The sequence below is a fragment of the Emticicia sp. BO119 genome (assembly GCF_013912375.1).
Classification (GTDB): Bacteria; Bacteroidota; Bacteroidia; order Cytophagales; family Spirosomataceae; genus Emticicia.
Window position 1 is genome coordinate 26,524 of the sequence record NZ_JACETV010000007.1, and the last position, 19,053, is coordinate 45,576.

Annotated in this window: 14 protein-coding genes; 4 read left to right on the forward strand and 10 right to left on the reverse strand. The window is 39.3% G+C overall.

Annotated features, from left to right (window positions below; translation table 11 throughout):
• The first annotated feature begins 117 nt into the window (after positions 1-117).
• On the forward strand, positions 118-1,089 hold the full coding sequence (locus H1R81_RS20535; RefSeq protein ID WP_181842625.1) for a MoxR family ATPase: 972 nt from the start codon (positions 118-120) through the stop codon (positions 1,087-1,089).
• A 76-nt stretch (positions 1,090-1,165) separates the two neighbouring features.
• Here H1R81_RS20535 and H1R81_RS20540 read toward each other — a convergent pair whose 3' ends face one another.
• From H1R81_RS20540 to H1R81_RS20580, 9 genes are all read right to left on the reverse strand, one after another.
• Positions 1,166-2,689, reverse strand: a complete 1,524-nt coding sequence (locus H1R81_RS20540) for a zinc-binding dehydrogenase (RefSeq protein WP_181842626.1) — start codon at positions 2,687-2,689, stop codon at positions 1,166-1,168.
• A 61-nt stretch (positions 2,690-2,750) separates the two neighbouring features.
• Positions 2,751-3,434, reverse strand: a complete 684-nt coding sequence (locus tag H1R81_RS20545) for a DUF1080 domain-containing protein (RefSeq protein WP_181842627.1) — start codon at positions 3,432-3,434, stop codon at positions 2,751-2,753.
• 208 nt (positions 3,435-3,642) lie between these two features.
• A complete protein-coding gene (locus tag H1R81_RS20550) occupies positions 3,643-5,784 on the reverse strand; it encodes a DPP IV N-terminal domain-containing protein (RefSeq protein WP_181842628.1) in 2,142 nt (713 codons plus the stop codon).
• 284 nt (positions 5,785-6,068) lie between these two features.
• The gene (locus H1R81_RS20555) at positions 6,069-6,683 is read right to left on the reverse strand and encodes a thioredoxin family protein (protein WP_181842629.1); all 615 of its coding nucleotides are present in this window, start codon (positions 6,681-6,683) and stop codon (positions 6,069-6,071) included.
• 40 nt (positions 6,684-6,723) lie between these two features.
• Positions 6,724-7,227 carry a TlpA disulfide reductase family protein gene (locus tag H1R81_RS20560; RefSeq protein ID WP_181842630.1) on the reverse strand — a complete coding sequence of 168 codons (504 nt, stop codon included), beginning with the start codon at positions 7,225-7,227 and terminating at the stop codon, positions 6,724-6,726.
• 263 nt (positions 7,228-7,490) lie between these two features.
• Entirely contained in the window at positions 7,491-8,657 is a 1,167-nt protein-coding gene (locus H1R81_RS20565; protein WP_181842631.1) for an acyltransferase family protein, read from the reverse strand.
• Between the two features lie 104 nt (positions 8,658-8,761).
• Positions 8,762-9,919, reverse strand: coding sequence for a helix-turn-helix transcriptional regulator (locus H1R81_RS20570; RefSeq protein WP_181842632.1), 1,158 nt, complete (start codon positions 9,917-9,919; stop codon positions 8,762-8,764).
• Between the two features lie 188 nt (positions 9,920-10,107).
• On the reverse strand, positions 10,108-13,266 hold the full coding sequence (locus tag H1R81_RS20575) for a PVC-type heme-binding CxxCH protein (RefSeq protein WP_181842633.1): 3,159 nt from the start codon (positions 13,264-13,266) through the stop codon (positions 10,108-10,110).
• A 129-nt stretch (positions 13,267-13,395) separates the two neighbouring features.
• Positions 13,396-14,262 (reverse strand): ThuA domain-containing protein, encoded by an 867-nt coding sequence (locus tag H1R81_RS20580; protein WP_181842634.1) that lies wholly within the window; start codon positions 14,260-14,262, stop codon positions 13,396-13,398.
• A 404-nt stretch (positions 14,263-14,666) separates the two neighbouring features.
• On the opposite strand from H1R81_RS20580, the gene rpsL reads away from it, so the two are divergent.
• Positions 14,667-15,080 (forward strand): 30S ribosomal protein S12, encoded by a 414-nt coding sequence (gene rpsL / locus H1R81_RS20585; RefSeq protein ID WP_181842635.1) that lies wholly within the window; start codon positions 14,667-14,669, stop codon positions 15,078-15,080.
• A gap of 110 nt (positions 15,081-15,190) precedes the next feature.
• The gene (gene rpsG, locus H1R81_RS20590; protein WP_181842636.1) at positions 15,191-15,658 is read left to right on the forward strand and encodes a 30S ribosomal protein S7; all 468 of its coding nucleotides are present in this window, start codon (positions 15,191-15,193) and stop codon (positions 15,656-15,658) included.
• 100 nt (positions 15,659-15,758) lie between these two features.
• Here rpsG and H1R81_RS20595 read toward each other — a convergent pair whose 3' ends face one another.
• Complete coding sequence (locus H1R81_RS20595; protein WP_181842637.1) at positions 15,759-16,760, reverse strand: hypothetical protein; 1,002 nt, start codon at positions 16,758-16,760, stop codon at positions 15,759-15,761.
• 145 nt (positions 16,761-16,905) lie between these two features.
• On the opposite strand from H1R81_RS20595, the gene H1R81_RS20600 reads away from it, so the two are divergent.
• A complete protein-coding gene (locus H1R81_RS20600; protein ID WP_181842638.1) occupies positions 16,906-19,053 on the forward strand; it encodes a S9 family peptidase in 2,148 nt (715 codons plus the stop codon).

The following is a 19,053-nucleotide window of genomic DNA, read 5'->3' on the forward strand; positions in this document are numbered from 1 at the left end:
CACATTTTTTACGCCAGAGTGGAACAATTTACTTGGTTTTAGAAAGTAATATTTCTTTAAAATCAAGGTATCTTATTATTTATTAATCCAACGATTTTGCTATAATCTTACTAACAAATGGAAGGTTCGAGAATTTTACATAAAAAAATAAGAGAGGTTTTTTCAGAGACAAGCAAAGTAGTAATAGGGCAGGAACGATTGATTAATCGTTTATTGATAGGGCTTTTTACAGGTGGTCATATTTTGCTTGAAGGTGTTCCCGGTCTTGCTAAAACAAAAACAATCAATACCCTTGCCAAAGTATTGGATTTAGGGTTTAACCGCATACAATTTACACCCGACCTGCTGCCTTCTGATTTGGTCGGAACGATGATATATAACCAGAAATCCGGTGATTTTGAGGTAAAAAAAGGGCCAATTTTTTCTAATCTGATTCTGGCCGATGAGGTAAACCGTGCCCCGGCCAAAGTGCAATCGGCCCTTTTGGAAGCAATGGCAGAGAAACAGGTAACCATAGGAGATGAGACACATCAGCTTGATCGTCCGTTTCTGGTAATGGCTACGCAAAACCCGGTTGAGCAAGAAGGAACCTATCCACTACCGGAAGCACAGGTTGACCGTTTTATGATGAAAGTTTTTGTTGATTATCTCGATAAAAACTCGGAGCTGGAAATGGTTCGAAAGATGGCTAATCTGAATTTTAACTATGTACCCAAACCCATTTTAGATAGAGAAGAGATTTCGGCTGTTAAGCAGGAAATTAACCGGATTACGATTTCTGAAATGCTGGAAAGATATATTATTGAATTGGTGTTCTCTACCCGTCGCCCGGCTGAATATGGTCTGAAAGATGAGGCCAGATACATTCAGTTTGGCGTTTCTCCTCGTGCAGGGCTGTCTTTATACAACGCTGCTAAAGCCTTAGCCTATTTTGACGAAAGAGACTACGTATTACCGGAAGATATTAAGGCATTGGTACATGATGTATTTAACCATAGAATTATCTTAAACTACGAAGCAGAAGCGGATGGTATTACTACCCGACAGGTGATTGATACTTTGTTGAAGAGAGTGGCGATTGGGAGGTAATGTTTTCAGGTAGAGACGTATTGCAATACGTCTCTACCAAGTTCGATTGATTAATAAAATACAATTCCCCTTACTTTTACTCATAAATCACACTCAACAACTCTGCTACACAAGCAGGTTTCTCAGAGCCTTCTAATTCGAATATTGCATCAATAATCAGTTTTACTCCGCTTGGTTGCATATCTTCTACTTCTTTTAAAACGGCCTTCATACGTACCCGACTGCCCGATGGCACAGGAGAAATAAAACGAACTTTATTGGTACCATAGTTTAGTCCCATTTTAGCTGATTCTACCTTAAATATTTCATACATAAACTTGGGTGAGAGCGATAAAGATAAGAAACCATGCGCAATGGTTTTACCGAATGGTGAAAACTGTTTGGCCATTTCTTCATTCACATGAATCCACTGATCGTCGAAAGTGGCTTTAGCAAAATCGTTAATCATTTCTTGTGAAAGTGTCTGCCAGCTGGATATTCCTAACTCTTTGCCTTTGAACGCCTTTAGCTCGGCTATGTTTTTAAAGAGAATCGCATTCCCTTCTTTCCTGATTTCATCAGGTTTTTCTTCTTTGGCAATAATTTCTTCCTTAGGTGCTTCATAGGACGGCATCTTTACATCATCCGACATCACTACTACGGCTTTGCCTACCACTTTTCTATTCATCAAATCAGCAATAGCGTCAGCGGCATTGTCTAATGGGTATAATTTATGAATATGTGGACGGAGTTTTCCTTTCATAAAATAGCCTGCCAACTCCTGTATATTCTGGAAGTTCTTAGCTGATTCTTTCTCAGCAAATTGCCCCCAGAAAACCCCGACAATCGAACAGCCTTTTAATAAAGCCAGATTCAGTGGAATTTTAGGGATTTCTCCTGCGGCAAAACCTACTACCAGATAACGCCCCTTCCATGCGATAGAACGCAGAGTAGGTTCGGCATATTTATCTCCTACGGCATCATAAATCACATCTACTCCTTTGCCGTCTGTAAAGGTTTTGATTTGTTCCCTTAAATCTTCGGTTGTATAATTAATTGTAAAATCTGCTCCTTTTTCTTTGCAAATAGTTAATTTTTCATCGCTTGATGCTGCTGCTATTACTTTAGCCCCCATCATTTTACCTAATTCAACAGCCGCTAATCCAACTCCTCCGGCAGCCCCTAAAATCAGCAGTGTTTCGCCTGCTTTTAGTTCCGCACGGTCTTTTAGGGCATGATAAGATGTACCATAATTATACATCACTGAAGCAGCCGTAACAAAATCCATTGAGGGCAACATCGGGAATACCCTACGGGCATCTACCAATACCTCTTCTGCCATGCCTCCCCAACCTGTCATGGCAAAAACCTTATCACCCACTTTTACGTGTTTTACTCCTTCACCTACTTCTTTCACAATACCTGAAACCTCACCTCCCGGTGAAAAAGGCAAGGCAGGTTTAAACTGGTAGAGATTTTGGATTATCAATGTATCAGGGAAATTGGCACTACAGGCTTTGATGGTAATTACAACTTTGCCTGCCTCTGCTTTTAATGCCTCTAATTCTTCTAAAACTAAGGTATTAGGCTTGCCAAATTCTTTGCACAATAGAGCTTTCATAGATGGGTTTGTTAGGTTACAGATTAATTAGAATTGTTGAATATTTAGCATTATTAGCTTATTAATTAGACAATTGTGTAATAGGTGTAAAATCTACTTTACGAAACTCCACTTCTGAGCCTTCGGCTTGCAAAGCAATTTGTCCTTTACTGACGGTACAATTAAAGCCATGATTGACTAAATCACCATTGACCCATACTTTTATCTGGTCGCCCAGACATTCTACTCGCATTGTATTCCATTCCCCTACGGGTTTTTCAGAATTATCGGTCAGATTCACGATTCTGCGCTCTTTACCATCTACTGAGCCCCAGTTCTTTTTAGGACCTCTTCTTTTTTCCATATCCGGTACGCTGATGTCTTCGCCAATGCACCAGAAATCGCCGGCATTTTTGTGCATCAATTGCGCCTCAATAGACTTCGGAAACATGGCATACAAAACTCTTGGGGTTGAGGCGTGCAAAATTACGCCACAGTTGCCGGGCTTGGCAGCAAAACGATATTCTACCTCCAGACGATAGTTTTCATAAACTGAATCAGTAATAATATGCCCTTGCGGGTCTGCCAGACTTACTAATAGTCCATTACGTATAATAAACGGATTTTTACCATTAGGATTATTATCTAAGGCCGGAACATCTATATGCCAGCCATCAAAGTTTTTGAAGTTGAATAAGCTTCGGGTTTGGGCATTGATTGTAAGTGAGGAGACTATTAAGGCTGCAATAAAAAAGACTTTTTTCATAAATTGATAGGTTTCATATTGGATTGAATTTATTAAGACTTTAAACCACGGAGTGTCACTAAGTTTTGCACGGAGTTGCACAGAGTTTTATATAGTACTTATTGACACTCCGTGGTAAAAGTAAACTATGTTTAATAGCCTTAGGTACATAAAAATAGCCAATAGTGTTTTAAAAGTACTATTGGCCATTAAGATTTTTTATTTTGCCTTATTTTAAAAGACCTTCAGGAACTGGTTTTTCTAACAAATATTTGTAGATGAATTTGGTTTTCAGGTTATCAAAATGCTGTCCTTTATTACCTCCCCAGCCATGTCGTCCACCCGGATAGAGCATAAACTCAAAATCCTTTTTCTGATCTTCCAGTTTACTGATTAGTTGGATACTGTTCTGCATATGCACATTATCATCCATCGTGCCATGCACAATCTGTAACATACCTTTATATTTGTCAACATGGGTCATTACACTGCTGCTTTTATATCCATCCGGGTTTTCGGCAGGTGTATCCATAAAGCGTTCGGTATAGGCACTATCGTATAAGCTCCAGTCGGTTACGCTTCCGCCTGCCATACCATGTGTAAATACATCTGCCCCATAAGTAAGCGCATAACAACTCATATAGCCACCATAACTAAAGCCCGTAATGCAGATTTTAGCCGGGTCGGCAATGCCTTTGGCAATCAATGATTTCACTAAAGTAATATAGTCTTTCATTTCCCAGTAGCCCAGGTTGCGGTGCATATAAGCTACGCCCTCTTTCCCAAAGTGTCCACTGGCACGATGGTCAAGCGATACCTGAATCAATCCCTCTTCTGCATACCATTGGCTGCGGGGTGTCCACGACCATTGGTCATAAACTGTTCCGGCATCCGGGCCACCATAGATACTGATTAATACCGGATATTTTTTGCCTGGCACCATGTTCTGTGGGTAAGTGATGGTCATGGGCAAATCAAATAACCCATCATCGCTCTTTACTCTCAATAGCTCTGATTTGGCCACATTATAAGTATCCATTTCAGCACCTTTGATTGTGCCCAGGTCTTTAATGATTTTTCCGGTATTATCTACTACTGCCATTTGTGTAGGCGTAGTGATATTAGAATAAGTGGTAATGAAATACTTGAAATCTGGCGATAATTGAATCTGACGGTGGTTGAAATTACCAAAAGTCAGACGTTTCATATTTTTTCCATCAAAACCAACGCGATAGAAATCATAACGGGCAGAATTTTCAAGACCTCTGGCATGGAAATAAATTACTCTGTTCTTCTGATCGATACCTTCTACTGACTTAATCGTGAATTTACCATTGGTAATGTTATTGATTAGCTTACCATCTACGCCATATAAATACAATTGTTTCCAGCCACTTTTATCACTCAGAATAATCATTTCCTTATTTCCATCAAGCAAGGTCAACCGATTATCGGCATCATCAATATCAATCCAGGCTTTTTGTGTTTCAGCATATACTTCTTTTTTGCTACCGTTCGATGGCGATACATTATATAATTTCAGGTTATCGTTTCCGCGATTAATCCATTGTACCATCAATCCGCTACCATCTAACAACCACTCAGGCCAGCCAAAGTATTGTTCATCTTTCTCATTGAAATCAGCCCAGGTAACTTTTCCACCCTCTGGCAATACAAAACCTATCTTCGCTTCCGGATTCGGGTCTCCGCTTTTCGGGTAGCGGGTTTCTTCTATAAAACCATGTTGTCCTTCACTATTATAGAGTGGAAACATCTGGATTTTGCTTTCATCAAAACGCATAAAAGCTAATTTCTTACTATCAGGACTCCACCAGAAAGCTCTGAAACGTGTAGGCCGACCAAAGATTTCTTCCCAATATACCCAAGTTGCATAACCGTTGAGGGTAGTTTTAGTACCATCGGTTGTATGCTGTATTTCTTTATTGGTTTTTAGATTGAAAGTATAGAGGTTATTGTCTTTGGTATAGGCAATAAAGTTACTATCAGGCGAGAAAGTCGGATTTTTCTCTTCAGCTTTATCATTAGTCAATTGCTTTTCTCCGCTACTGTCTTTCAGAAAAATATCGCCGTTTCTTACCGAAACTGACATTTTAGGTTGAGGTATTTTTGAGGAAATTTTAGCTGTTCCCTCAGTCAGATTTCCGTTAGAGAGATCTAAAACGAAGTTTTTATTTCCACCATTTCTTTGTACCACCGATAATTTATCACCATCTGCCCACTGCACAAGGGGCAGGGTTTGCGTGAAATTTTGTGGAGGACGCCCTGCCTTTAAATCTTTTACATCAAAATCTTTTTTCTGGGCAAATACACAAGCATTACTGAGTAGTAAAAGTGCTACGACTTTTTTCATGTTTTATGAAGTGTTTAGTTTAGAATGATTACGGTCTAATCTATTATGCGTATAAAATTAACGCCTAAAAATAGAGAATTTTTATATTATCTGCATAAGAATAGGCCAGGAATCGGCTAATCATAGATAAGTAGCGCAAAAAAGTAGATGCTTCTGATTAGTATCAAGTAAATAAAATATCTTTATGCTTTATATCGGATTCGGGGTGTTGGCAGATATATCAATAAAAATCTCCTATATTTTCCTGATAAAATATAGGAGATTTTCAGACTTTATAATTTTAATTACATCTTCCACTTAATCCCACAACCAATGGCTTTTGCCGTAGTAATTTCTACAGGTTTATTGGCCAGAAGCGCATTAACCGCCTGACTTACATAATGTACACTGGCAGATGACGCATCGTTTGAATTATTATCAATAGCACCATGATAAGCCAGAATATAATCATTACCCTCACGTTTTACCACATAAGCCGTTGGGGTGCTTCTTGCGCCATAGGTTTTGGCTACTTCCTGCGTTTCGTCTAATAAATACGGAAACTGATATTTACTGCTTTTGGCTACTTCCTGCATTTCACTAAAGCTATCGCCAGGTGAGCGAGTGCCATCATTAGCATTGATAGCTATTACCGGATAGCCTTTTGGGGCATAAGTCTTGTTTAAATCAATAATACGTTGCTCATAAGCTTGCGCTACCGGACAGGTATTGCAGGTGATAACCACAATATATCCTTTAGCGGTGGCATCATGCCCCAAAGCCACCATTTTGTTGTCAACATTTTTCAGGTTGAAAATCATCACTTTGTCTCCTACCTTATAGCCGTCTACCGGTAAAAGGAAGCTGCTAAGCACAACGAAAAGTGTTGCTGCTAAGCCAAGAATGCTTGTTTTTTTCATAAAATTCAAAATTGTGTTAAACGATAAATAAAGGACGATATTAATTAATAAAAGGCTGTAATTCCTTTTCTAATTGACTTTCCGTCAAAGGTTCTTCAAATATTTTGCGTGCCTTTTTGTCTGAGGGAACGATGAGCGTAAAGGGCAAAGAACCCGACCAATCGGCCGATACCAGATCAATCCATGAATTATAATCAGGCTCATCCAGCAAATAAATCTTTGATGACCTGATATTATTTTTTGCTACAAAAGGTTTTACTTTGGCATTCAAATCCTTCACCACATCCAGATTAATCAGGACTACCTTTACATTTTTGCCCGAATATTTTTTGCTGATTTTCTCAAAATAAGGGAGTTCTTCTACACAGGGCTTACACCAGGTAGCCCAGAAATTGACAATTAATACAGTATCTTTCGACTGTCTGATCATCTTTTCCAGAGTAGGATACTTTATAGCCTGCACATTTTGTGCCATAGCCCCATAGCCTGAAAAAAGAAGGAGACTCAGAAGTAATATGAGTTTTTGCTTAGTCGTGTTCATCATAGAAAAGAATCTTTTCTGCTGAATGTATATAAAAAACGTCTGTAAAACTGAGATATTTTATAAGAGTAGCGCTTTGTCCGAAACACTTGTTATAAACAAATTTAACTCGTAAAAATCAGTTAATCAATCTTTTTTGTCAGAAAATTGGGAATATTTACCATGGAGTTATACAGAGTTTTGCACGGAGTTGCACAGAGTAATAATAGTAACTCCGGGTTCTCTGTGCAAAACTTAGTGAAACTCCGTGGTTAAAAATAAAAAAACTACTTCCCCTTCACCCCAAACAACAACCGAGCAAAGTTGAAAGGACGAATCAGAAAATGATAGATAAACAGACTAAATCCGAATGTACCCAATACCAGAATCAATAGTTTCAACCATAGGTTCAAATCCCAATCAGCAATATGGAAGCCAATGGCAACGGTAATAGTCTGGTGTAATATATAGAATGGATAAACTGCCTCGGTACTATAGGTTAGAAACCTGTTTTTGAAATTAAGGTAATGCTTGGCCAATCCGCAAATACCTAAAATAGTTGTCCAGAGGCTGACCATCGTCAGAACACCATTTACAAAGGGCATAAAAGGAATGTCATCAGGAATGCTTCCAAAAATAGCATCAAAAGAAATCCTGAATACAATGATGAATGTTCCGACACTAATAAATGCAATCCGATATTTCTCCATGATATCCCAGATTTTCTGATTGGTTCCTATCAGATAACCATAGATGAAAATGGTCAATGACAATGTAAAATTATACCAGTCAGCAATCAGATTATTGGTCACAGGCCATTTTTCTCTGAGTGTCCAGTAGAGAATCATAGGTATTACACTTAATAGCCACACACCCCAGATATTGCTGAATAGATTTCTTACAGTTTTTACTACTTTTTGAGCGTTCCCTGATTTTAGCCATACAAATAGAGGTGTGCTCAGCAAAGAGAAGACCCATAGATATGCCACAAACCATAAGTGATGCCACGAGAAATCACCTTTGGGATAGGGGATAAAATTAAAAACATTCGGATAAAAATCCAGATACGAGCCATTGAACTGCCCGCTTTGCAAACGCTCAAAATAAATCTGCGGAGGGACAATGATAAACATACCAAAAACCAGCGGCAAAAATAAACGCTTGGTACGTTCACTCACAAATTGCCACCCCGTGCGTGACTTCATGGCAAAACTCACGCCCACACCAGAAATAAAGAATAGCAAAGGTAAACGCCACAAGTGAAGCCATTCCATCGGGTATTCCATCGTGTGATTAATGACATTGTTTTTTACGTGCCAGCCCCAACTGACAAAGAACATACCGCTATGAAAAAAGATAAGAATACAGAAAGCCAACACCCGAATCCAGTCTATATAATACTGGCGTTTGGTTGTTTTGGTTTCGGGAGCTAATGTTGCAGTAACAGGTTTCATGATTTTGTGCATACTTGTTTAAATGATGACACAAAAGTAGATGGCTGGATAGTCTCAGGAAGCCTCTCCCGATAAGCGAGACGTTCGTGCCGATAAAAACGAACCTATTTCTGTACCCTGAATTGCGAAGGGGTTTGCCCCACAATCTTCTTAAATGAAGTATTAAAGGCTGATTTTGAATTATAACCGACCATTTCGGCTATTTCTTCAATTTTGATATGCGAATGCTCTGGTGATGCCAATAATTGTTGTGCTTCTTTGATGCGATAAGTAGCGGTATAGTCAAAAAAACTCTGCCCCAGTTTTTCGTTGAGAATCTGGGAGAGATGATGCGGCGAAACAGCCAGCATTTTTGCCAGCCCGGGCAATGAAAACGAATCATTCAGAAAAGGTTTTTCATTATTCATAACCTCCGTCAACTTATCTAATACATTATCTTGTATATCGATAGTAAGAGAAGATTTCTCGTATTTCTTTGCTGCCTTAGCCTGCTCATCATGAAAGAATTTTGAACGACTGATAACCGAGAAAGAAATGGCATAAATAATCAGGGTAATATGCCCCGCCAGAATATGATCGCCTAAATCATGAATGAAAGTGCTTTTAATAACCAGAAAAATGATTACAATAGAAGCCAAGGAGATAACCTGATTGCGCGCCCAACTTAATTTTGTACTCTGACTTGAGTTGAATGGTAGCCCCTCTTTTTTAAATGCCTTGATAACCACATAAAAACTCGCTATAGTATATATAACCATGTGTATAAACATCAGGTCATTTACATGATGTTTAAAAAAATAGTACCATTCTCTTTCGGCATAGTCACAAGGCACAGTAGCCATATCAGGGTGAAAAGCGTAGAGATAAGAATTATAATGATGTATGTCAGATAACGGATAAAACAAAACTGACATATAAATGAGATACGCTAAAAAAGGAATAAAGTGTAAGAGTTGTGCTTTGGTAAATCGCTCGGTGATATAGGTCTGTATATACAAAAAAGAGAGTGGTGCCAGCACAAAATTGGTGGGTTCGGCCATATCTACCAGATAAAGCGTCTGGAACGTATAATTGGTATAACCCATTAGTACTTCTGTAATAGCAAAAGCCATCGAAAACAAAAACAAGCCTAAATACAGATGCGCTACTTTATTGCCTTGTTTGGTAGTAAGAAAGAAAAACGCTAAAAAGAAGCCTTGTACTATGCCTAACAGGATAATAATCGCAAATAAATCAATTTTTAGAGGTAGTGAGGGCAGCATTCAGACTAATTTTCAGACCAAATTACGAATAAAAAAATACCTCGGCAAATCTTGTCGATTTCACCGAGGTATTGGTGTATGAAACGGTTTGTAGAGACAGGGCATTGCCCTGTCTCTACGCATGTATATCTTTAGGTTTTTAATGTATCAAATCCAATAATTGAAGGAATTATTGAATAATTAGAGCATTATTTTTCCAATGGATGCTCTGCCAATAGCTTCGAAGCATTATAAATATCCTTCTGATTCTTTACAGCTGCTCTTACTGCTTTCACCTTTTCAGGCTGAATAGCAGGGGCGTTATTACCGAAAGAGTTGCGCACATAGGTTAATACTGCGGCCACCTCTTTATCATTCAATAAACCTTCGAATGGTGTCATAGGTACCTGGCCCGGATATTTTTTGCCATTTACTTCTATCGGCCCTAATAGGCCTTTTAGTACAATCTTGATGGCTCGTTCCTCATTCCCATTTACCCAGGTAGTACCAGCCAAAGGCGGGAAGCCCGAAGCAGTTAAGCCTTTACCGTCTGCCTGATGGCATGTATTGCAATAACCCTCTTTGGCGTAAATCGTTTTACCTATATTAAATAACTCCAGTTCTGCTCCTTTTAAATTAGATTTTTCGGCAACCGCTTTTTCTTTCTTCACTGGCATATCGTTGATATGGGCTACTGCTGTTTCATAGGCATGTATCATCCAGTCATCTAAAGGTTTCTTTTTGGCTTCTGCTAAAATAGGATTGCCTTTTTCTTTACCTATCCATGAAGACGCCACTATCGCATCCAGACGAACCCGGCTGTTTTCATCCTTCACTGCCTGCATCAATAAAGCCGCTTGGTCTGGCACCTGATGGCCTGTAAAACGTAAAACTTCGACCGCCGCAGCTCTTGCATGGTAATCTTTGGCTTTCAGCATTTGTCTCAATAGCTTCTGGTCAACTTTATCTAATCCCCAGGTAACCCACAATGCTTCTAATACATGATGCTCGTAACGTGGGTCGTTTTTGTCTAATGACGCTACCCATTTAGTAACTTTTGGTAATACCTCTGCAGCACTTCTGCCTCTTAATTCGCTGCGCGTGCGGTAACGCGTGCGGTATTCAGGTAATTTCAGATTGTCTAATAGTGTTTCTACACTTGCTCCGGCAATGGTAGCAGGTTTTACTAATGGTCTTGACGGATACGTGATACGATAGATACGCCCATGAGAATGGTCGCGAAGCGGGTCACGGGCATTGTGTTGCATATGGCCTATCAGAATATTGTGCCAGTCAATCAGGTAAAGTGAACCGTCAGGTGCAAACTCCATATCTACCGGACGGAAATTACGGTCTTCACTCACCACTAAATCAGCTACGTGTTTGCTCTTATAACCCGTGCCATCATCTACCATGCTGTGCATTTTCATACCCAGGAAACCAATCGTATTATTGATTAATAAATCGCCTTGCACTTCATCCGGGAAATGACGACTTGAAACAAATTCCAATCCCGAAGTCGGACGAACCATATGGTCTTTTTCTATCAACTGGACCCCTTTATGAGTGGCTTCTCCATAGCGAGGCAATACTGTACCCGGCATCATCCAACGCACATCAGGGCTTGACGTTTCAGCAAAAAATGGTTGTCCCCAATCATCAAAGGCAATTCCCCAGGGGTTCGGTATTGATAATTGTGCCGTACGCTCCAATTTGCGCAATTGTGGGCTGAATCTATAAAACCCTCCATTGGTAGCGCGTACCGTTCCGTAAGAAGTTTCTATATTGGTATGTAAGAATACACCCTCACCCGAATAAATAGCACCAGAGGGGTCAACCGTGTAGGCATGGCTATTATGGTGCGTATCGTGGTCGTCGTACCCACTAAATATAATTTCTACTTTATCGGCTTTATCGTCGCCGTTGGTATCAGTAAATAATTTCAGATTTGTACCCTGAGAAACGAAAACGCCTTCATGCGTGATTTCGAAACCTAAAGGCAAGTGTAAACCATCTGCAAAAACGGTCTCTTTATCTGCTTTGCCATCGTTATTGGTATCTTCAAAGATTAGTATTTTGTCGTTTGGCTTTGTATCTCCAGGCTTATAATGCGGATAGCTTGGCATTGCCGCTACCCATAGCCGGCCTTTATTATCAAACGACATCTGCATCGGTTTTGCCAAATCAGGGAACTCCTGTTCTGAGGCAAAGAGTTCAATCTTATAGCCAGTGGGTACTTTCAATTTACTTAATGCCTCTTCTCCATACAGGTAAGTTAAACTACCATTCTTTTCAGGGTTAAAGTTGGTTTTCACTTCCGGGAGTGTCCTTGTGTTTTTATCTGCTATTGATACATCCATTTTTTCACCTTTAGCTGCTGCCAGCCAAACGGCCTTGTCACGAATATCAGTCATTTCACGGATTTTCTCAATTTCGGCAGGATAATTATCCGGCCCGAACGGATTATAACGACGACCATATACATGAACCCCATTCGGAATTTTATAGTCGTTATGCCACATCCAGTTTTTCTCTTTTACAGCCGCCAGAATCAAATCCTTGTTGGTTTCTGCTTTAGCAGGTGCTTTCCCGAATACTGCATCAGTTAATAAAGCTGAAAACCTTTTATATCCTTCTTCATTTAATTGAGAGCCATCAATGGTGAGAAATTCAGATGTAGTATCATACCATTTTTTAGAAGGAGTAAAAGCATCAACAAAAAGCACATTGTTCTGGTCGGCTACTTCTTTCATGGCCTTGGTATATAGCCAAAGATTTTCGTTTTCTTTTATACCATTCGGTAAATCGTATTTGCCAGACAGGTCTTCAAAAGCAATCGGCGAAACAATAACTAATTGAGGCGCGCTTTTGCCATTGTATTTCTGATTAAGCGTGTATTTGATAAAGGCATCTAACTCAGCTTTGTAGGTATCTAATTTTGCCTTGCCCTGAAATGATTCGCTATAACCAAACATACCAATGATAATATCCGTTTTTAAGCGGGTCAGCCATTGATCGGGTGAATCAAAATGACCTTCACTATGGGAGTTTTTTGCATATTCTGTCTGGAATTGTTCTGCCCCAGGAAATGCCCAAGGCAAATTACGGCTGGCATGAGGTCTGAAACCCGGGGTATCGCCGCCGTCGCACATATTACGGATATATAGGTTATAATCAGGATAACGAACGTACATTTCGGTTTCGAAAAGTCCGTAATTCATCATTCGTGAACCTAAGTTTCCGCCTATTAAGGAAATATGTGAATCTTTCTGAACGGTTAATGTTGGGGGAGGGGTAGCCTGAAATGAACTGATAACAAAGACTGTCAGCACAAATAGGATTATTAATAGTCTGATATTGAGTTTCATGAATAGAATAATTAGGATTGTGTTAAAAAACAACCCCATCCCCGACCCTTCCCCAACAGTGGGGAAGGGGGTTAAAAGTCTCTCTCCCCACTGTTGGGGAGAGAGATTTAGAGAGTGGGGTTTTAAAAATCACTTAGTCATACCTCTATAGGGTACATTAATATCTATTTTGCCTTTCCATTTTTTAGGAACAGGTTTGCCTAATTCCCAGTGAATAGCATTAATTACCAGACGTTGGAACGACTCTACCTGAAAATCTTCCGGATGACCTAAAGTTGTGGTAAACACCTTAGCTCCAAAAGAATTAGTACCCGTCCAGGCAACCGGATTTTCAATAGCGGCTTTATCTGGATGCACCGATTTACCCATTAATAACCACTCTGAACCTTTGGTCGGATAATCTGGTAAAACTCTGTACAACCACGAGCGAACATGGAAGCTCGGTGCCACGCCTGTCAGAATAGGGTGTTTGCCTGCTGCAGGAATAATGCTTACATCTGTACTACTTTCGTGACCATAATGCGTATGCGCCGCTTTGCCACCCCAGCCAGGAGGTGCATTGAGGGCAAATTCGCCGAAAGCATTCCATTTTTCAAACTCACTACCTTTCGGATAATTGAAAGCATGGGTAGTTGTACGGAAACCCATCACAGGTTTGCCAGTTTTCAGGTAGGCTTCAATGTAATCTAATTGCTCTTTGGGCAGTTGTCTCCAACGCAGATAGAATACAGCTAAATCGGCATCTTTTAGGGCTTCCAATCCCGGAATATCCTTTTCTGCATTCTGGTCTGGATATGCCTTGAGTACCTTAGTTCTGAAACCGTAGTTTTTTTCCAGTTCAGCGGCAATCAGCGGAAGCGTATGTTCGCCGCTATACTCGTGGTCGCCTGTGACAAAAACTATCAGGGGGGTGTTTCTGGATTGAGCGAACGATTGAGTTATCGTTGTATGGATAAATACAATCAATAGAAAGGTTGATACTATGGACTTTGCCATAAATAGAAGGTTTATAGGTTTTATAGGAGTATTATTATTAGGATTTTATAATAGACAGTTTTGAAAAATGTCGAATTTGGTAGAGACAAGGCATTGCCTTGTCTCTACATGTACGAATATATATGAAACGTTTATTTCTAAAATCTTAAATAACTATACTCTCAGGTTTGAATATTTAGTACGCAATTTACATAATTTTAAATAATATCATTGATTGCCGGCAGATATTAAAATGATTTGACAAATACCTTTAAAAAGAGCATTTTACTGATAAATAATTGATAATAAGGCTCTATTTGTCCAAAAATATTTGAAAACTGTTTTCTATTCTCAAAAAAAGGTCGTACCTTTGCAGCCCTATTTAGGAATTTAGTAACTAAACGAAAAATAATTTTCAAAACAAAATGCCTACTATACAACAGTTAGTAAGAAACGGTAGAGAGCAAATGACTTGGAAATCGAAGTCTCCAGCGTTGGACTCATGCCCGCAACGTCGTGGCGTGTGTACTCGTGTGTACACTACGACTCCAAAGAAACCAAACTCTGCGCTTCGTAAAGTAGCTCGTGTTCGCTTAAGTAACACAAAAGAGGTGAATGCCTATATTCCGGGTGAAGGCCACAACTTACAAGAGCACTCAATCGTATTGATTCGTGGTGGTCGTGTAAAAGACCTTCCAGGTGTACGTTACCACATTGTTCGCGGTGCCCTTGATACTTCAGGTGTAAGCAACCGTAAACAAAGTCGTTCAAAATATGGTGCGAAACGTCCTAAACCAGGTCAGGTTGCAGCTCCACAAAAAGGCGGCAAGAAAAAATAATCGCGTTCATGTTTAGTACCGTCACTACGGAAATTCGTTTAGTTACGGGGTAGTAATCCTGAGGGTTCAGGGTGAATTAGTTTTCAAAAAACGAAACCTTATTTAAAAAAATGAGAAAGGCAAAACCAAAAAAACGTTACGTATTACCTGATCCTAAATTCAGAGATGTAGTAGTAACAAAATTCGTTAATAACCTGATGTACGATGGCAAGAAAAGTCTTGCTTACAGCATTTTCTACGGTGCATTAGACCTGGTAGAAAAACGTACAAAAGAAAACGGCTTAGAGCTTTGGAAAAAAGCGTTGAGCAATGTATCACCAGCAGTAGAGGTTAAGAGCCGTCGTGTAGGTGGTGCTACTTTTCAGGTACCAACAGAGGTACGTTCGGAGCGTAAACAATCTTTAGGAATGAAATGGTTGATCAGCTATTCACGTAGACGTGGAGAGAAAACCATGACAGAGCGTCTGGCAGGTGAAATCGTTGCGGCTTCAAAAGGTGAAGGTGCAGCAGTGAAGAAAAAAGATGATACGCACCGTATGGCAGAAGCTAACAAAGCATTCTCGCACTTCAGATTCTAATCAATCTGATTGTGTTACATACAAAACCGCAAGTACTGAAAGGTGCTTGCGGTTTTTTGTTTATGCAAATAATGAATTTATAATGCCCTTTCTAATTGGATTAGCGTATTAATAATCTGATTTTCATTTCCCCATCCAATTGTTCATTCTTTACTTTATATCTTATCCAAAGTGCTTTGGAGTAAATCTCACCGATATTATTATATAAATCAGGGTCCAGTGTTTCCTCTTCTAATTCAACAACATCAGAATCATTATTTTTTATAAAATCTCTGATTAGCGTGTACTTTTTCTCTTTTGTTAGATAAGTGTCAAAAGGAAAGTAATAATCCTTCCATAATATTATAGATTTTACACCAGTAGAATCCTCGGTATAAATTGTCTGATTTATTATTCCATCTCTAACATAAGAGGTATAATAAAATTCAGACCCATCTAAAGCAATATTGATTTTCTGGTCTTTATAATAACCCGAGAATGTCATTTGCTTTGTGGCATTTCTAATATCTATAGTTTTTGTTATTTCACTCGTATTACCGCTTATGGCTTGAAGTTTTATCTTATATTTTCCATTCAAATCGAAATTTAGAACGGGTTCTTCTCTGCCTGTGGTATGAATAAAATAATTACCGTTTGAAAGAGCATTTGTCCCAATGAACCATTGATAATAACCATTTTTGTTTTCAGATAAATTCTTCAGTTTTACCTGACCATTTGCTAATACTTCATAACTGAAATCAGCAATTGCTATATTACTGGCTTCAATATTCTTTTGTTCCTCACTAATGTAACTTGCATTTTTTATGGTAAGAATTACTTTAAAATTCCCATTTCGTGAATAGTGATGCCTTACATAATAATTGGTAATTTTTGTATAATCTTCTGGTAATTTGTCTGTATGGGTACTTCCTTCGCCAAAATCTATTGTATAAATCTCATTACTATTCAAATTAAAAGTAAAAGTGGCAGTATTGGAATTATCTATGTTTACCCTAAATGTAGCATCTGGTATGGTAACAGGTATAGGCTGAATTTTATCTTGCTTATTCTGGCACGCCAATAAGACAAAAAATATACTTAGAATAGAAAATGTCGCTTTCATTCGTTTCTTTATATATATGCTTTTGACTTCTCAATCTATAAAAAGGTTGGAATGATAGTATAAAAGAGGAATTCTTTGAAAACTATCAGTTTTTAATTTCTTTCGTTTTCGTATTTTTACCACACAAACCTCAAAACAAACTACTATGAGAATAATTTTGACATTACTCTTCATTTCAAACTTAGTCTTTGCACAAACCAATTCACAGAAAGTCTTAGTAACAGATTTAACTAAAATCAAACAGGTAGTATCCATCGCTACTTCCCCTGATGGAAAAAAAGCTGTTTATGGTTTGAAGACCATTGAAACAAATGCCGATAACGCTTTAGAATACGATTACCGTACGCACCTCTATCTGATAGATTTACAGGCCGGTGGCACACCCAAAGCCTTAACGCGTGGCATGGAGAGTGCCTCTCAGGCAACTTTCTCGCCTGATGGCAAAACGATTGCCTTTGTAAGAGCCACAAAAGGGAAAGCCCAGATTTTTATTATGCCTTTAGATGGCGGCGAAGCCTGGCAGTTAACCAACTCTAAATATGGCGCAGGCAATCCATCATTCTCGCCGGATGGTTCAAAAATTTTGTTTAGTGGCGGAATCTCGTTTAATGAATTATTGAAAGATTCTACCCTGAATCCTTCAAAAGCAGGCCCGATCTGGTCATTAGAAAAACCAGGTTTTCCGAAAAATGAGTTTTTGACGAAAGACAAAAAAATCAAGGCTAATCCTGATGGAAGCATTGAAGAAATAAGAGCTTATCTGGATAAAGATGTAGAAGATAAGAAAGCAAGAGTAGTGAATCGCCTGAATTTTCAGGGCGAAGCTACAGTAGAACCTGAATTGAGTTTCTCGCATATCTTCATTACAGACGTAAAAGAAAATGCCAAAGCTACGCCACTCACAACCGGATTCTGGTCGTATGGACAAGCCACCTGGGCAACTGATGGCAAGAGAGTTTTAGCCGTTTGTGGAAAAGATGCTGACCAACACCCTGATCGTGAGCAGGAAAGCATTGTGATAAGTATGAAGCCGGATGGTTCTGATAGAAAAGTGCTGGTTTCAGAAAATGGAAAAAGCTTTTCAGGCATTGAACCCTCGCCAGATGGAAAATTATTGGCTATGACCATGAACACACCAAACTTACTTTCATTTGGCCAATTAGTAATTGCGAATGCTGATGGTACCAATCGTCAGGTAGTAGATTTTGACCGTGTGCCGGGTAACCTGAAATGGACTTCGGATAATAAATATCTTTATCTATCTGCTTCATCTAATGGTGGTATTCCTGTTTTCAGAATGGATGTGAAAACCCGTAAGATTGAGCGTTTAAGTGATTACGAATCAGGTAGTACTCCATTTGAGTTAACTAACGATAAAGTAGTTTTTGTCAAAACAGAGGTAGCTAATCCGTCAGAATTGTACATGGCTGATTTAACCATGAAAAATGGCGTAAAACTAAGCGCACATAATGATGATTGGCTAAAAGGCAGAAAATTAAGCTATCCAGAAAAACACGTCTATACTAATTCAAAAGGAGAAAAAGTAGATTATTGGATTATGAAACCTACCTTCATGGAAGCAGGTAAAAAGTATCCATTATTGCTGAACCTCCATGGTGGTCCAACGGCTATGTGGGGACCGGGAGAGCTTTCGATGTGGCATGAATTTCAGTATTTCTGCTCACAAGGGTATGGCGTAGTCTATCCAAACCAAAGAGGCTCAGGTGGTTATGGTAAAGACTTTCAATTCTCAAATTACCGCGATTGGGGTAAAGGTCCGCAGGAAGATGCATTGGGTGCTTGTAGTGCCGCAGCCAAAGAAGCATGGGCAGATACCTCTAAACAAGTAATTACAGGAGGTTCATACGCAGGGTATTTAACTGCATGGATTATCACCCAGGACCATCGTTTCAAAGCGGCTTTTGCGCAACGGGGTGTATATGACCTGACAACCTTTATGGGTGAAGCCAACGCCTGGCGATTAGTACCCAACTACTTCGGCTTGCCATGGGAAGATGAAAAAGTAACCAAAATTGATGCAAACTCCCCTTATACTTTCGTCAATCAAATCAAAACTCCATTCCTGATTAAGCATGGCGAAAACGATTTGCGTACGGGTGTAATCCAATCTGAAATGATGTTCAGAAGCTTGAAGTATCTTGGCAAAGACGTGGAATATGTTCGTATGCCGGGTGCAACGCATGAACTATCAAGAACAGGTAATGTTCGCCAGCGAATTGATAGAATTTTGAGAATTTATGAGTTTTTTGAAAGGTTTGTGGGGGTGAAGTGA

What these genes read in the sequence shown, in the direction of transcription:
- H1R81_RS20565 (WP_181842631.1), bottom strand. Translation starts at nt 8,657, where the DNA reads ATGAAACCTGTTACTGCAACATTAGCTCCCGAAACCAAAACAACCAAA.
- H1R81_RS20575 (WP_181842633.1), bottom strand. Translation starts at nt 13,266, where the DNA reads ATGAAACTCAATATCAGACTATTAATAATCCTATTTGTGCTGACAGTC.
- H1R81_RS20600 (WP_181842638.1), top strand. Translation starts at nt 16,906, where the DNA reads ATGAGAATAATTTTGACATTACTCTTCATTTCAAACTTAGTCTTTGCA.
- H1R81_RS20595 (WP_181842637.1), bottom strand. Translation starts at nt 16,760, where the DNA reads ATGAAAGCGACATTTTCTATTCTAAGTATATTTTTTGTCTTATTGGCG.
- H1R81_RS20570 (WP_181842632.1), bottom strand. Translation starts at nt 9,919, where the DNA reads ATGCTGCCCTCACTACCTCTAAAAATTGATTTATTTGCGATTATTATC.
- H1R81_RS20545 (WP_181842627.1), bottom strand. Translation starts at nt 3,434, where the DNA reads ATGAAAAAAGTCTTTTTTATTGCAGCCTTAATAGTCTCCTCACTTACA.
- H1R81_RS20555 (WP_181842629.1), bottom strand. Translation starts at nt 6,683, where the DNA reads ATGAAAAAAACAAGCATTCTTGGCTTAGCAGCAACACTTTTCGTTGTG.
- H1R81_RS20560 (WP_181842630.1), bottom strand. Translation starts at nt 7,227, where the DNA reads ATGATGAACACGACTAAGCAAAAACTCATATTACTTCTGAGTCTCCTT.
- rpsL (WP_181842635.1), top strand. Translation starts at nt 14,667, where the DNA reads ATGCCTACTATACAACAGTTAGTAAGAAACGGTAGAGAGCAAATGACT.
- H1R81_RS20580 (WP_181842634.1), bottom strand. Translation starts at nt 14,262, where the DNA reads ATGGCAAAGTCCATAGTATCAACCTTTCTATTGATTGTATTTATCCAT.
- H1R81_RS20540 (WP_181842626.1), bottom strand. Translation starts at nt 2,689, where the DNA reads ATGAAAGCTCTATTGTGCAAAGAATTTGGCAAGCCTAATACCTTAGTT.
- H1R81_RS20550 (WP_181842628.1), bottom strand. Translation starts at nt 5,784, where the DNA reads ATGAAAAAAGTCGTAGCACTTTTACTACTCAGTAATGCTTGTGTATTT.
- rpsG (WP_181842636.1), top strand. Translation starts at nt 15,191, where the DNA reads ATGAGAAAGGCAAAACCAAAAAAACGTTACGTATTACCTGATCCTAAA.
- H1R81_RS20535 (WP_181842625.1), top strand. Translation starts at nt 118, where the DNA reads ATGGAAGGTTCGAGAATTTTACATAAAAAAATAAGAGAGGTTTTTTCA.